Raw genomic sequence first — 15,033 nt, 5'->3', positions numbered from 1 at the left:
GCGCGCCCGAAAGGACGACGATGGCAATATCGAATCAGATAGTTGGCGCGCCAAATTCTACTTTCTTAGTAGCTATGTTTTTTTATAGCTTTCTGTGGCGGATTCCCAAACTCAGTTGCGGCCCAATCTAGCTTGGTCGATGTCGGAGAAGCCGAGCGTGCGGACATTACTGGACCTGAGGTTCTAGTCCGGCACGTGCGGCGAGCAATGACGGCAATACCTCAGGCGGCGGACGTGGGTGCTGGACCAAGAGCGTTCGCCAGCCGACGCGACATTGACATTTGCATCACTCTGTCCGGCGGAAGAGAATCGAAAGGTTGTTGGCCGGCATCTGTGCGATAGCGGGCGGACCAAAGCCTGCTTGGCCAGCGAGATCGGCAACGCCTTCGAGATTGCGCACGCCCCACTCAGGGTTGCGCCGACGCAAATCCTGATCGAACGCCTCGTTGCTCGGGGTCATGTGCCGCCCCTCGCGCCGGTAAGGACCATAAAGAAAAAGCAGGCCGCCCGCTGGCAGCACGCGCCCCGCGCCGCGCATCAGCCCCACAGCGGACGACCACGGCGATATGTGGATCATATTGATGCAGACCACGACATCGACGCACTCGATCGGCCAGACGTCAGCGGCAGCATCGAGCGCAATGGACGGCCGGATATTCGCCAGCCCTGAGGCCGCTGCCCAAGCATCAATGCTGGCGCGCGCCAGGGGATCGGGGTCACTCGGCTGGTAGACGAGTTCGGAGTCGCTTGCCCGCGCGAAATGCACCGTGTGCTCGCCCGAGCCGCTCGCCACCTCCAGCACGAGCCCGCGCGCTGGCAGATGAGGTCGCAGGACCTCCCATATCGGATCGCGATTACGTGCCGCCGATGGCGCGTATTGGCGTGCATCATTGCCCATCTGCTAACACCTCCGCGCGATAGAGTTCACTATATACTTGAGGGTGAGCGCGGCGACGATCAGAATCAGATGGAAGGTTGACCTCTGACGGCAGCATTGCACCTATCAGCGGACCTAGTCGGCGAGCGCACGGGGGCGCCGACCACGGCGGGGCGGAAGTCGGCTTTTGGGACGAACCTGCCATCACGTTTCACCGGAATGTCCCAACAACGGGGCAAGCGAGCTGACCACGCTAGAGCTTGGTCCCGTCATCGAGATCGAGCAGAGCCGCAAGCTCTCGGCCGAAATCGATCAGGACCGTTTAACCCACATCGGCCGCGCCATAGCCGAGGAAGCCGATGAACGATTCCTCGACCTGCCCGTGTCGGCGGCGAGTTGGCCGCGAGCAAGGGGCTGCCGTTCCGAGCTGCCGCTGATGGCGAGACAGTCGCCGGAAGGTTAACCGGGACCGTCCAGCTATCGAGTGGCAAATTCGCCCTGGTCGAGCAGAGCCACGAATTCACGATGGTCCCGTGGCGCCCTGTTATCGACCGTCAGCTCGGGCGAGCGGTCAGCGGCGTCATTCATGGCGGATCGATGTCGTGGCAGTTGGCGCGGCAAAGAGTACTTGGGGTGTAACCCATACCTATCGCGCGTGCCGTAGCCCCCCGAAACGCGAAGGTTTCAACTGCGACATAGAGGGGAAGTAGAGAGCAGCGCTCTCTTCCACTATTTGCGTGTATCGCCAAGGGGGACTTGCGGCAAGCCCACCCTCCCAGCGTATGAGCGCTGCCCTAAACCTGAACCATAGGAATAGGGAAATCGCAAATGCGTATATTGTTAGCGACTTACGGCTCGCGGGGAGACGTCGAACGTCTCCTGAGTACTTCATGAAACAGTCTCTCGACGGCTCCCAGGCATCCGGCAACGTCGCCTTCCATCACGGATTCTCCGCGTCCTGAAAGCGGGGCAGACACGAGATGCGTAAAGAGCTGCCGGATGCTCTTCGTTCTGAAGGCATCCGAGACAAAGGGATTAAATCAGTTGAGTGAGACCGATCTTGAAGTAGGCCTTGCGTCTTGCCTGGAGCACATGTCTCCCAGTGTGACGTTGCATTTCATCCCTTAGGCAAAACTGCTGAAGTGCTGACAGTAGAAATGTGGGGCGCCCCGATGGGCAACCTTTGACTTGGCTCAACTGCACTCCATGGCATCATCCTAATATTGTTTCTGGAAGCTAGAGGCGAGCTGCGAGAGCCACGGAGACTGAGCCACGATGAAGAAGATCCTTTGTGCCGTTGACGATAGCGAACACAGTAAGAAGGCCGCTCACATAGCTGGGGCCTTTGCCAGCGCGATGAGCGCGAGCCTTACGTTGCTCGCCGTGAACGAGCGTATCGGCGGTTATACCCGCAAAGACGCCGCCGCGATGCTCTGGACCCCTGCCGCACTGGAACGGCTCCTCGCCGATGCGGAGCAGGAAGCTAGATCCGCAGGTGCCAAAGAGGTCGCGACCATTGTGACCGAAAGCTACGACGTGGCGCGTACCATCTCTCATACGGCCGAAGCGCAGGGGTTTGACCATATCGTCATCGGCTCGGGCGGCAAGGGCGCTGTAATGCGCCTCGTGCTCGGGTCGGTTTCCGGCGACGTCGCAAACCGCGCGCCGTGTTCGGTGACCATCGCGCGCTAAACCGCACTCATGGCATTCAGTCCGCTCAAAAACCGAGTTGAAAGGAGGAAGGCGATGCCGATCCGCAAACCCCAATCCGCCGTTATCGTTCGGGGCGGCGTCCATCGCGGCATGCAATCCTCGCACTGGATACTGAAAATAGCGGCTATTCTCTTGGTCGCGCTAGCACTCCTCGCAAGCCTTAACCGCATCGCGGCTGCAGGCTCCACCACATGGACCAAGGTCGTCGAGGAAGGTGCCGAGGACTTCAAGGAGAGTTGCGCAGCTTGTCATGGCGCGGACGCAAGAGGTGGGGGCGATCTCGGCGGAAAGCTATTCAAGAAGCCTGCTGACCTCACGACAATGTCCGAGCGGAATGGCGGCGTGTTTCCGTTCCGGCGCACTTTCGACATTATTGCTGGCGACGTTCCCGTCGAGGGCCACGACACCATGCATATGCCGAAGTACGCGGAGCGGATGAGGCGCGAGGATTTCGAGCCCGGCTACCACCGCGCCCACCTGCGCATCCTTGAGCTTACCCACTATCTCGATAGCATTCAGGGCAAGTCGGAATGAGCCTTTCATTCGCTGACTGCAACCTAATCTCTGACCATCGTGCCGAGTAGCTAAAAAATACCGTTACGGATGCAATTAGCCGAAGCCCATGCTCTGCCCGTCGAAGCGTGTTTCCTGGCTCTCGACGCTCGATCCGAAGGCCTGACGGCCACAGAGGCTGCTCGACGCCTTGAGGCACACGGGCGAAATGAGTTGGCGCAGTATCGGGCGCGTCGCCCACTGCTGCGGTTTCTCGCGCAGTTTCACAACGTCCTCATCTACGTGCTTTTGGGAGCTGCCACGGTGACGGCGGCCCTTCAGCACTGGGTTGATACCGGTGTGATCCTGGCCGTGGTCCTGGCTAACGCGATGATCGGCTTTCTGCAGGAAGGCAAAGCCGAAGCGGCGATGGCCGCGATCCGCCGCATGCTTGCCCCTCGCGCCGCCGTGTTGCGCGATGGCAGGCGTGTGACCGCTGACGGTGCCGATCTTGTGCCTGGAGACATCGTGCTTCTGGAAGCGGGCGACAAGGTGCCTGCGGATCTGAGGGTCTTCGAGGCGAGGGGGCTGGCCGCGCAAGAGGCGATCCTGACCGGGGAGTCGGTTCCGGTGGAAAAGGCCGTGGATTCAGTTGCAGCCGATGCTGCCCTGGCGGACCGGCGGTCGATGCTGTGGTCGGGTACACTCGTCACGCAAGGGACCGCGCGCGGGTTGGTCGTGGCGACCGGCCATGCCACCGAGATCGGACGGATCGGCGGTCTACTGGCCGGAGTGGAGCAACTCACCACGCCGCTGGTCGCGCAGATGGATCATTTCGCGCGTTGGCTTTCGTTCTTCATACTGCTCGTGGCGGCCCTGCTGCTCGTTTACGGCTACTTCGTCGGGCATCACGATTTCTCGGTTCTGTTCATGGTCGTTGTCGGGGTCACCGTGGCGGCGATTCCGGAAGGTCTCCCAGCGGTGATGACGATCACATTGGCAATCGGCGTGCAGGCGATGGCCCGGCGCAACGCCATCGTCCGCCGCCTGCCTGCGATCGAGGCGATCGGCTCGGTCTCGGTGATCTGCACCGACAAAACCGGAACTCTGACTCGAAACGAAATGCTCGTCGCCGCCGCCGAGACGCCGGATGGAGCGTTCGAGATCGCAGGCGGAGGCTATGCCCCCGAAGGAACGATCACGCCCGCAGGCGACCTGTCGCGCCTCGCCCGTGCCGCAGCCCTGTGCAACGACGCTGCTCTTCATTGCCGCGATAGACAGTGGACGGTTGAGGGCGACCCGATGGAGGGAGCGCTTCTGGCCTTTGCGCGCAAGGTGGGTGGCGATCATCAGGCGCGGCGGCTTGACTCCATTCCTTTTGACAGTCGCCACCGCTTCATGGCCGTGCTGACCCAGGGGCCAATGGGCCGCGCTACCTATGTGAAAGGCGCACCAGAGCGCGTGCTAAAGATGTGCGGTGGCATCGATCCGGACCACTGGCACGACCGAGCTGAGGCGTTGGCGCGGCGGGGCCTTCGGGTGCTGGCGCTGGCCGAACGGATCGAGGATGGCGACCGCATTGTCGAACACGCACTGACAGAGGGGATGACCTTCCTCGGTCTTGTCGGTCTGATCGACCCGCCTCGGCCCGAGGCCGTCGCGGCGGTGGCCGAGTGCCGCGCGGCGGGCATAAGAGTGAAGATGATCACCGGTGACCATGCGGGCACGGCGGTCGCCATCGCCGAACAGATCGGGTTTGCGACACCCGTTCGGGTGCTGACCGGCGCCGATCTCGACAAGCTCGACGACGCGCAGCTTGCACTCGAAGTCGCGTCGGTCGACGTCTTCGCTCGCACCAGCCCCGAACACAAGCTGCGCCTTGTAACGGCCCTGCAGGCGGAGGGCTTAGCGGTGGCGATGACCGGCGATGGCGTGAACGATGCCCCTGCGCTTAAACGCGCAGATGCAGGTATCGCCATGGGGCTGAGAGGGTCAGAGGCCGCCAAGGAGGCCGCCGATCTCGTGCTTGCCGATGATAACTTCGCCTCAATCGCGGCCGCCGTGCGCGAGGGACGCACGGTCTATGACAACCTCAAGAAGGTGATTAGCTGGACGCTGCCGACCAGCGCAGGCGAGTCGATGGTGGTGGTGCTGGCGCTGCTGGCGGGCTTGTCCTTGCCGGTAACAGCGGTGCAGATCCTCTGGGTCAATCTCATTACCGCGATCACATTGGGCATGGCGCTCGCCTTCGAGCCGACCGAGGCGGGCACCATGGCCCGCCCACCTCGCCGCCGCAACGCACCAATCCTGTCGGGGGAACTGGTCTGGCACGTCGTGATGGTGGCGCTGCTGTTCCTAGCGGCAGTCTTCTCCATCTTCAATTATGCGATTGATAAAGGTCATTCGCTAGCGCTCGCGCAGACCATGGCAATGAACACGCTTGTGGTCCTGGAAATCTTCCACCTCTTCTTCATCCGGAACATCCATGGCACATCTCTAACCTGGGGTGGGGTTCGCGGGACAAAGGTGGTCTGGACCGTGGTCCTCGTCATCACCGCCGCGCAAATTGCGGTCACGTATCTTACGCCGCTGCAGAGCATGCTTGGAACACAACCCATACCACTTGCTGATGGCGTCCTCATCGTCGCCGTCGGTGCCGCGTTCTTTGCACTGATAGAGATCGAGAAGCAGATAAGGGTCGGACTCAGCCGATAGAAATTCGGACACCGTTTCAGGTGGCGGATCCCGAAGTGGCGATCGCGCATTCGGCCTGTCGGAAGTCCCGAGTGCGACATCTGCCCGATCATCGCATGCGCATTCTGCTCTGTCTCTCAAGCAAAGGAGTCAGACCGTGGAAGACCATCCTACCACTACCGCATCGACTGTTGCTGATCCGGCGCTGAACAGAAGCGGCTGGCACGGGCGGCGATTGATCGCCTCACCGGTGCGCCACGCACGATCAAAGTCCCAAACCGGTTTGGCGGTTTGGGAAAAACTGGAATAGTTCCCAATCGATTCAATGCTGAAAATGAAGAATGGCGCGCCGGGGAGGATGAAGATGAGAACTTCAGTTTCGCTGTACCGTTAGCGTAGCCTGCTAGCTCAGTCGTCTGCTTTGCCGAGAAAGCAGACCAGAGCCTTGCAGGTCAGTGAGCCACAATTGGCCCCCGATTGGCGTCCGCTTCGATTTCGGTAGCGGACGTCTGACCACCGTCTGCCCAGGGCCAAAAGCCGACGCGCGCGTGGCCTCCGCGAAGACATACGATGCCCGTGCTGCGCAGATTGCATGCGCGCAATCAGGGAATTCGCGGGCCGCCCTTGAAGTTTTCGAGTGTCCAATCATAGACAGCGGCGCCGGTTCGAATTGAGCCAACTCTCGGAGCGCTAATGTCAAGGATGACGACGATGACGGCGGTCCAAACGGCGATCAAGGTGCCAACAAGAACATAGGTCTTCTGACCCTTCAGACCGAATTGATAGCCGAGCGCCGAAATTGAGATCAGGGCCAGTCCGATCAGGAGCCAGAACATTTGTGGTGGGTACCTGGCTTCAAACGCAAATCGTTGTGCCGTGCTCATATCGAAGGTTTCATTGAGTGCTTGCATCAGTGCCACAACGACTGGATCAGTGCGTTCGTGTGAGATAGCGGCCATCCGTGTCCAAATCTCAGTCTGAAGACGTGACGTGCTGTTGTTGATTTCTTCAAGATCGGTGGATCGCCGGTGCCCCTGGACAAAGAGCTGGCGCTGTCGCGTGTAATCTTCAAGCAGTTTGGCGATCTCTCGCGAACGCACATCATCGAGGGCATGCGCTCGGAGCCATGCTGTTCCTATGGCGTTTGCCTCCTCCAGGGCGGCGTGGCGCCGTTCCATGAAACGGGCATTTGAATAAGACAGCGTGAGGGCCAGGACGAAAGTGAGGAGGCCCAGAATGCCGCTGGCCATCAGGCCGATACTCTCGACCTCCGTGCCGCGCTTTATCCGCCAACGCTGGCCAAGCCAGTAGCCAGCCGCGTAGCCGGCGACTTCGACCACGAATAGGACCAGAGCGAAAGTGAGCAAGCTCCAATCGGCGATCTCAGCGAAGAATTCCATGTGTGCCACCGGTGACTAGCGGACCTGCCTGTTCAGCCGCCAGAAGCATATACTGCGTGACAAGGCTTCCGCCCGAGATCGCGTCGGCATGGAAAACAACAGGACGACGGATACCAAGGTCGCGTCTGCGACTTCATCCGCCAGTCGGAAAAAGGAAGGTTAGAATGGCGCGAGCACCCCAGCCTTCGGGGCCGCTATCTGGAGTTTCGGCCCAATATCGAACGCCGCCGCCGAGGCTGACAGGCTGATCCCCAATCTTGATGAGCTTCGTTGCCGTGAAGTTGATGGGTACCGACCACGCTTCAGCTGTCCAGTCGTAAGTCGACTCTGTGTTGAGCGTTATGGTCCATGCATCCTTCGTGGTGTAGGCAACGAAGGGCTGAAGGAACGTCGAATTGACATCAACGCGATCGTCAGCTCCGGCAAATGACCACAAGTGATTTGAAAGGAAGCCGACCGTCCACGAGCCTGTTTGCTGGAGCACAACGATCGTTGGTCCGGCCGCCCACTTTTCGGTGCTCAAGAGCTCATCCGTCCCCGCGGGGTAAAGCAACGCGGGTCCCAAGCCCCATACGAAGCCACCCGGCGCGCTCCGCGGCGTGAAGAAGAAGCTCTGCGTGATGTCGCTCAGTCCAAACTGATCACCGGACCCGGGAAAAATCTCGTCTTGCGCAACGACCGGCATGATGGTGCGTACGACCACGTTCCAGTCCGCGTTGAGCTTCACGGGCACGACGGGTTGAATGTTGACGTAATGCTTATGGCCGCCGTTTACCGGCCCGATGTTGTCGTCAAAATTGTACTGGAAGGGCACGCTGATCAGCGACGAGACAGGGTTTGAGAGTTCCTTGGACAAGTTTTGAGCATCATCGCCGCGCGCGGTCGGCGCGCCGAGCAACAAGGCACCCGACATCACCATCCCTGCAATGCCAAAGGCGTTCTTCATCGTAGAATTCCCCCCAAATAACGGTCGAATCCTAGTCGCCGAGCGGCACCGGCATCGAAGCTAGTGCCCAGGCATCGAGAGGGGCATGGTCAGCGTAAAAAATCCGCTGTCCCCCTCGAGGCGGTTCTTGACGTCGAATTCGTGGAAGTATCGCAGCGTCGTGCTGACGGGAATTTTGCCGATCTCGAAATTCCAGTTGAGGACCGGGCCAAGCGCGGCCGTCCGCCCTTTGAACGGCCCTAACCGCGCGCCATCTCCGCTGTCGCCGCTGACTTGGTCGTAGAAATAGCCATTGACGCCAATGGCAACTTTCTTAGTGACGCTTTGGACAATCGCGCCCTCTAGGTGAAATTCCGTCCCCGTTTTGTAGTTCGTATCGGGGTTCTCACCGTTGAACGTGAAGCCCGCGGCAGCGGAGACTTCAAGCCCTGTGGATGTGTCGAGGTAGGTCACGGCACCGCTGATATCGAAGCCCCAGCGATTGAAACCGATGTTCGCCAAATTACCCTTTTCCCAGAATCCGATCGGCACGTTGAGCAATGTCGCAACATTGTAGTGCCACTTTCCCTCGTGCCATCCGAGGGCCGCTCCAAGAACCGGATCGCCAAAGGCGGCATTCTCGTCGGCGAGATTGACAGATACTGCGCCATTCGCTGCTACGCCGGCTTCCACGTCCTTCCAGCCGATGGGAGCCATCGCGCTCAAGGCAATATTTCCGCCCAATACCTTCCCAGGCGCTACCCACGTGACGGTCGGAATATTGTAATACACGTCCGCGTCGACGCCGCCGGAGATTGTCAATCCCGCGAACTGCAGCTGCACATCCGTGCTGCCGGAATAGTAAAAGTTGACGTCCGAGAGGTAGGTGCCTGGCGGCGGAATGACCCCTGCCATGCTTGTCTTCGAGCCAAGCAGATAGAACCCAGCCGCACCTTCTGCTGCATTCGCCGTGATTGGCACCGCACAATGGGCGATGAGTCCAGCACCCAAAATGGCGAGCGATTTTCGCATCGCATATGCCCCCCGAAATGAGTCCGGCCAGAACGGCCAATTGCTCAAGAGCAGCACAAGAAATATCAATGAGTTCAAAACTAGAAGTTACTCACGCTGACAATTTCTATACGTCTAAATCCTCGTATATTCGTAGATATCGATATTTCCATCGTCCCGATTCGCCATGCAAGCGCAAGGCCGCTGAGTGCGAGCGGCAGATTGCGCAACATCGCAATGCTTCACTTTTCCCCTTGATCCAATACGTAGGAATAATGCCGTAGGGCGCTCTTGTGCATGGGAATTTCGTCTAGCAAGAAATCCGAGAGTGAGCTAATCGTTGCTCGGGGGGCTCTTACGGAGAGCCCGCATGCGAGAAGCAGCCGTCTTTGAAATCGGCCTCGGTGCCGCAGTGCGCAGCTACTATGCCGTACGCGATCGGCCGCATTTCTCCTTCTCGCTCATACCAGCAGCTTCCCCAAAAGAGCGCGAAGCTCTAAGCGGCGCCGCCTCTCATTATGGCTCTACCGATCGATTTCTGCCTTCCAGCCCAGTACGCGCAGCCAGTCCGCAGCCCGACATGCGGCGCAAGCGTCCGCAGCGATTAATGCTGCCGACAGTCAACGGCAGTCTTCCGAATAAGTCGAATTGCGAATGCGCCCGTGCAGATAGAAACGCGCGATCGGCAAGTTGGGGGAATAGCAAACCCTGCGCTGCCGATCGAAGGTCCAACAAAGACCCTTTGCTTCGTAGCATCGAGCAAACAAGCCGTTCGGGGAGACCATGCAGACCGAAGGAGTAGACGCCATGAAGATCAGCAAAACTGCTTGCGTTCTGACCCTCAGTGTCATCCTGCCATTCAGTTCGCCTGTGACAACGTCGGCGCGTGCTGATGACAATGAAAAAGAGCATGGCCTGGTGAAGGGCGCTGCCACTGGCGCCGCGGTCGGCACCATATTGCCCGGCGTGAGCGCAAAAACGGGAGCCGCCGTAGTCGCAGTGACGGGCGGCATCAAAGCGAACAACGACAAGAAAGACGAAGCTAAGGAAGAGAAGAATTCAGATCAAAAAGACAAATAACACTTCACAGGCCTTGCTGAGTTGTCTTGCGGGCCTCGGCAAGGTCGTGCGGATCAGAGCAGCAGCCGGGCGTAGGGGGTACGCCGTTTGGTGCTGCGAATTGGGAGCTGGCCACGAGTACAAAACGTGACGGGAGAATTTGAGAAAGAGGATTATCCAATGCTTCATTCAGTCGATGCGAGAGAAATTCCCTCAGCTGCATTTGATCTTGATCGTAGAAGCATTCTCCTGAGTGGCAGCTCGTTATTTGCGCTCGCCGCGATTGGATCGAGCCCGGCTTCCGCGCAGGAGCCAAAGCCGGCAGGGAAGTCCGCCGGTGGCGATAGACCGAACATCCTCATTATCTGGGGTGACGATGTCGGCATGTGGAACATCAGCGCCTACCACCGCGGTATGATGGGCGGCGCTACACCCAACATCGACCGCATTGCCAAAGAAGGCATGTTGTTCATGGATCACTACGCCCAGGCGTCCTGCACCGCCGGGCGCGCTGCATTCATCACTGGGCAGTATCCCATCCGTGTCGGGCTTGCGACAGTCGGCCTGCCGGGCGCCGAGCAGGGCCTGAGCGCCAAGGATCCGACGATCGCCACACTGCTCAAGCCCTTGGGCTACGCCACGGGACAGTTCGGCAAGAACCATCTCGGCGACAGGGATGAGCACCTCCCCACAGCGCACGGCTTCGACGAGTTCTTCGGCATCCTCTACCACCTCAACGCCGGCCAATATGTCGAGCTCTACGACTACCCGAAAGATCCTGCGATGCAGGAGAAACTCGGGCTCAAGCAGCGCGGCGTCATCCACTCCTGGGCACAGCCGAACGGTACCCAGAAGATCGAGGACACCGGGCCGTTCGGCAAGGAACGCCAGCGTAACCTCGAAGGGGAAATCCTGAAAGAATCGAAGCGGTTCATCACCGATGCCGTGAATAACAAGAAGCCCTTCTTCGTGTGGCACAACACGACACGGACGCACTTGCACACGAACCTTTCGGAGAAATACGACGGCAAGACCGGCTACGGTCTCTACGCGGATGCCATGGCCGAGATGGACGATGTCGTCGGTGAACTGCTGAAGCTGGTCGACGATCTCGGCGTGGCCGACAACACGATGATCATGTTCGCGACCGACAATGGCGCCTATGTCCACACCTGGCCCGATGGCGGCAACACTCCGTTCCACGGCGAAAAGGGCGTGGGCGGCTGGGAGGGCGGCTTCCGCATACCAGCGATGGTCAAGTGGCCCGGCGTCATAGCTCCCGGGACGACCTCGGGTGAAATGATAAGCATGGAAGACTGGCTGCCGACGATCATGGCCCAGTTGGGACAGCCTGACGTCAAGGAGAAGCTGCTCGATAGCTACAAGGCTGGCGACATCACCTACGAGAAAATCCATCTGGACGGCTATGACCAGACTCCGTTGATTACCGGCAAGGGTCCGAGCAGCCGACCTGAGTTTTTCTTCTTCACCGAAACGACGCTGCACGGCGTTCGCCTGGGGGACTGGAAGTTCCTCTTCAAGAAGCAGGACAAGTGGTTCAACGGCGTTCAGGAGAACATGGTGATCCCGTACGTCATCAATCTGAAGCTAGATCCATTCGAGCGTTTCATCGATTCCCGTGGCTATAACGAGTGGCTTGAGGATCGAGCCTTTATCTTTCCCCTAGCGGCGGGCAGCATCACCGGATTTGTGAAAACACTGCAGGACTACCCGCCCCGCATGACGAGCTTCGACCTCAATATCGACGAGATGATGCGGGCGCTCACCCCGGCCGGAGGAAAATGATGGCGAAGTGTTTGCGATGAGAACGAGTTCGCCGCAGCGAGGAACGCTCGGCTCCTCAAAGCTCTAGGGAGAAAACGATCATGCAAAGGTATCTCTATGTATTGATGGCCTTGTCGCTTCTCGCTTTGATTGGCGAGCCTGTTCGCGCGGCAGACACCGAACCCGCGCCCCGCCGTTGGTTGGATACAAAAAACTATCTGCCGGGACCGAGAGTCTACGGGTGGAGCTATCAGCCTGACAAGAACGTCTACGCTACGCGCAGCTGCGGCATGTACCGCTACTGGGACGGCAAGCAGTGCGTTGATGCGCGCGATGTTCCGCCTCCGATGTAGTTCCTTTTGAAGGAGCGTGTGATGGGTGGAAGAGCCAACTTCGCAGCCGCGCTAGCGGCAGGTCTGGCGGTTTCGAGCTTTCAGGTCGCAATCGCGCAAACTTCAAACACATCCAATCTGCCAGTTCCGGACCCCGCCTTCAAAGGCACGATTGGCAAGAGCTTCGAGGACTCGCGGCCGGACTTTCCCCAGCCTATCCATCCTCCAAAGGGTGCTCCAAACATCGTCGTTGTCCTGCTCGACGATCTTGGTTTTGGCCAACCGGGTACCTTCGGCGGCCCGGTTCCGACTCCCGCTCTCGACAAGCTAGCTGCCCAGGGGTTGCGCTATAACCGGTTTCACACCACCGCGATCTGCTCTCCGACGCGGGCCGCATTGCTGACTGGCCGCAACCATCATCAGGTCGCGTTCGGGACGATCACCGAGCTCGCCACCGGCTATCCCGGATACAACACGGTTTGGCCGCGCAGCACCGCCAGCGTTGCTCGCGTGCTGACCGAGAATGGTTACAGCACCGCCGCGTTTGGCAAGTGGCACAACACGCCGGACTGGGAGACTTCTCCCATCGGGCCATTCAACCATTGGCCGACGGGACTGGGTTTCCAATACTGGTATGGCTTCCAGGGCGGCGAGACCAGCCAATGGGAACCGCAGCTATTTCGGAATACCACCGCCGTTGAGCCTTCCAGGCGCCCGGAAGAAGGATACCATCTCACCGAAGACCTCGTGGACGATGCAATAACGTGGGTCAATCGGCAGCAATCGCTAGCGCCGGACAGGCCCTACTTCGTCTACTTCGCTCCCGGCGCGGTACATGCACCGCTGCATGCTCCCAAGGAATGGATCGACAAGTTCAAAGGCAAGTTCGATCAAGGCTGGGACGCGGTGCGGCAAGAAACGTTCGAGCGCCAGAAGAAGCTCGGCGTCGTGCCAGCCGATGCGCAGCTCACGTCACGCCCCAAGGAGATCGAGGCTTGGAACTCCCTTTCTCCAGACGCAAAAAAGCTTTATGCGCGCCATCAAGAAGCATTCGCTGGCTTCTTGGCGCACACCGACTATCATGTCGGACGCTTGCTTGAAGCGATTGCAAAACTACCGAACGCCGACAACACGCTGATCTTTTATATTGCCGGCGACAACGGTCCGAGCGCAGAAGGCAGCGTCACCGGCACACTTAACAACGTTATGACGCAGAACGGAATACCGGACAGCGTTGAGGCACAGCTGCCAAAACGGGATGAGATCGGCGGGCCTCTGCACGAGAACCACTATCCGGTCGGCTGGGCCTGGGCGGGCTCATCTCCCTTCCAATGGATGAAGCGCGTCCCGTCTCATTTTGGCGGCACGCGCAATGGCATGGTTGTTTCGTGGCCATCGCACATCAAGGCCCATGGCGAGGTGCGGAGCCAGTTTCATCATGTCGTCGACATCGTGCCGACGATTTACCAGGCGGTCGGTATCAAGGCCCCTGACCGTGTCGACGGCATCGAACAGATGACCATCGCGGGTGTCGACATGTCGTACAGCTTCGACAATGCCGGCGCCACCGGTATGCGGACCGCGCAATATTTCGAGACCGGCGGACACCGCGCAATCTATCAAGATGGCTGGGTCGCGGCGTCCTTCCATGGCGTCCCGTGGCAGCTGACCGGCTCAGTCGGCTTCAAGGACAACAAGTGGGAGCTTTATAATATCGACGCGGACTTCGCGGAAGCACACGATCTTGCCGCCGCTCACCCCGACAAGCTAGCGGAGCTTCAGAAACGCTTCGACGAAGAGGCGGCGAAGTTCGAAGTCTTCCCGCTCGATGATCGATTTGCGGAACGTGCCAGCGGCGCGGATCGCCCTTCGTTGACTGTGGGCAAGACCCGCTTCCTCTATTCCGCGGGAGTTACGCGCGTCCCCGAAGGTAGTGCGCCGTCGATCTATCAACGCTCCCACAAGATCATAGCGAAGGTGACGGTTCCTGATAGCGGAGCCGAGGGCGTGATCGTAGCAGAAGGCGGCGGATCGGGGGGCTATGCTCTCTACATGAAGGAGGGACGGCTCCACTACGGCTACAACTTTTTCGGAAAAGAGATCTACGACGTGAGCTCTAGTGAGCCCTTGCCCACCGGAGACGTAGAGATCGAAGTCGACTACCAGCAGCAGCCCTTCAAGCCACTCGTAGAAACGAATGGTGGCGTCGCTGATCTTCGCGTCAACGGCAAGTCAGTAGCAAAGGGCAATATCGACAATGTCGTCGGGGTGCGCTTCTCAGCGACTGAGACGCTAGACATCGGAATGGACCTCGGCGCGCCAGCTGTTCCGACCTACCGCGAGAAGCTTCCGTTTGCGTTCACCGGAGAGATCAATTCCGTAGAGTTTGAGCTGGCGAAGGAGCAGCCCATCTTGAAGGAGAACGGCGCAACTGTGGGTCCCGGCTCCGGCGAGGGTGGCTTCGAACGGTAGTCCAGAATGGCAGGTAGCTGCAGTTCAGCTCGTTACATCAGGACCAACGATCTGGGATGAGCGGACAAACAGCGTAGTGCTCCCTACTCGCGGAGAAGGTTACGTTCGCTGTGGGCCAGAAGCGGCCGTGATGCGAGAGCTACCCGGGTAAGGTCACGACGAGAGGTCCTTTACGCGTCGCGACGACGGTGTGCTCGTATTGCACGGTCGGCGCTCTGGGGCTACTGAAGAGCGTCCACGAATCTCCACTTTCGCCCCCATCTTCCGCCCACT

At 59.4% G+C, this 15,033-nt stretch carries 12 protein-coding genes and 2 pseudogenes; 9 read left to right on the top strand and 5 right to left on the bottom strand.

The annotated features are described in order from the left end of the window. Window positions 1-286: 286 nt before the first annotated feature. Entirely contained in the window at window positions 287-898 is a 612-nt protein-coding gene (locus VHO05_RS04555; protein ID WP_329645437.1) for a DUF938 domain-containing protein, read from the bottom strand. A gap of 166 nt (window positions 899-1,064) precedes the next feature. Here VHO05_RS04555 and VHO05_RS04550 point away from each other — a divergent pair, with 166 nt between their 5' ends. From VHO05_RS04550 to VHO05_RS04530, 5 genes and pseudogenes are all read left to right on the top strand, one after another. Next, a complete protein-coding gene (locus VHO05_RS04550) occupies window positions 1,065-1,340 on the top strand; it encodes a hypothetical protein (RefSeq protein ID WP_329645436.1) in 276 nt (91 codons plus the stop codon). Then, a pseudogene (locus VHO05_RS04545) lies at window positions 1,256-1,516 on the top strand (DUF3363 domain-containing protein); the annotation flags it as partial. The gene VHO05_RS04550 and the pseudogene VHO05_RS04545, both read left to right, overlap by 85 nt. Window positions 1,517-2,152: 636 nt before the next feature. Then, the gene (locus VHO05_RS04540; protein ID WP_329645435.1) at window positions 2,153-2,569 is read left to right on the top strand and encodes a universal stress protein; all 417 of its coding nucleotides are present in this window, start codon (window positions 2,153-2,155) and stop codon (window positions 2,567-2,569) included. A 54-nt stretch (window positions 2,570-2,623) separates the two neighbouring features. Beyond that, window positions 2,624-3,124, top strand: a complete 501-nt coding sequence (locus tag VHO05_RS04535; protein WP_329645434.1) for a c-type cytochrome — start codon at window positions 2,624-2,626, stop codon at window positions 3,122-3,124. A 69-nt stretch (window positions 3,125-3,193) separates the two neighbouring features. Then, window positions 3,194-5,797, top strand: coding sequence for a cation-transporting P-type ATPase (locus VHO05_RS04530; protein WP_329645433.1), 2,604 nt, complete (start codon window positions 3,194-3,196; stop codon window positions 5,795-5,797). 581 nt (window positions 5,798-6,378) lie between these two features. On the opposite strand, the gene VHO05_RS04525 is transcribed toward VHO05_RS04530, so the two are convergent. The 3 genes from VHO05_RS04525 to VHO05_RS04515 form a co-directional block, all read right to left on the bottom strand. Further along, window positions 6,379-7,176 (bottom strand): hypothetical protein, encoded by a 798-nt coding sequence (locus tag VHO05_RS04525; protein ID WP_329645432.1) that lies wholly within the window; start codon window positions 7,174-7,176, stop codon window positions 6,379-6,381. A 133-nt stretch (window positions 7,177-7,309) separates the two neighbouring features. Further along, entirely contained in the window at window positions 7,310-8,122 is an 813-nt protein-coding gene (locus tag VHO05_RS04520) for a transporter (RefSeq protein ID WP_414653685.1), read from the bottom strand. A 60-nt stretch (window positions 8,123-8,182) separates the two neighbouring features. Further along, window positions 8,183-9,133, bottom strand: coding sequence for a SphA family protein (locus tag VHO05_RS04515; RefSeq protein ID WP_329645431.1), 951 nt, complete (start codon window positions 9,131-9,133; stop codon window positions 8,183-8,185). 786 nt (window positions 9,134-9,919) lie between these two features. On the opposite strand from VHO05_RS04515, the gene VHO05_RS04510 reads away from it, so the two are divergent. From VHO05_RS04510 to VHO05_RS04495, 4 genes are all read left to right on the top strand, one after another. After that, window positions 9,920-10,192, top strand: a complete 273-nt coding sequence (locus VHO05_RS04510) for a hypothetical protein (RefSeq protein WP_329645430.1) — start codon at window positions 9,920-9,922, stop codon at window positions 10,190-10,192. A gap of 159 nt (window positions 10,193-10,351) precedes the next feature. Further along, window positions 10,352-11,977 carry an arylsulfatase gene (locus VHO05_RS04505; RefSeq protein ID WP_329645429.1) on the top strand — a complete coding sequence of 542 codons (1,626 nt, stop codon included), beginning with the start codon at window positions 10,352-10,354 and terminating at the stop codon, window positions 11,975-11,977. Window positions 11,978-12,057: 80 nt separating this feature from the next. After that, a complete protein-coding gene (locus VHO05_RS04500; RefSeq protein WP_329645428.1) occupies window positions 12,058-12,309 on the top strand; it encodes a hypothetical protein in 252 nt (83 codons plus the stop codon). Window positions 12,310-12,330: 21 nt separating this feature from the next. After that, on the top strand, window positions 12,331-14,760 hold the full coding sequence (locus VHO05_RS04495; RefSeq protein ID WP_329645427.1) for an arylsulfatase: 2,430 nt from the start codon (window positions 12,331-12,333) through the stop codon (window positions 14,758-14,760). A 139-nt stretch (window positions 14,761-14,899) separates the two neighbouring features. Here VHO05_RS04495 and VHO05_RS04490 read toward each other — a convergent pair. Then, window positions 14,900-15,033, bottom strand: a pseudogene (locus tag VHO05_RS04490) (type I methionyl aminopeptidase); the annotation flags it as partial.

The organism is Hyphomicrobium sp. (genome assembly GCF_036262015.1).
In the GTDB taxonomy this organism is placed as follows: domain Bacteria; phylum Pseudomonadota; class Alphaproteobacteria; order Rhizobiales; family Hyphomicrobiaceae; genus Hyphomicrobium_C.
Note: the sequence above shows the minus strand (reverse complement) of the source record. Positions and strands in the feature narration are given on the sequence as shown.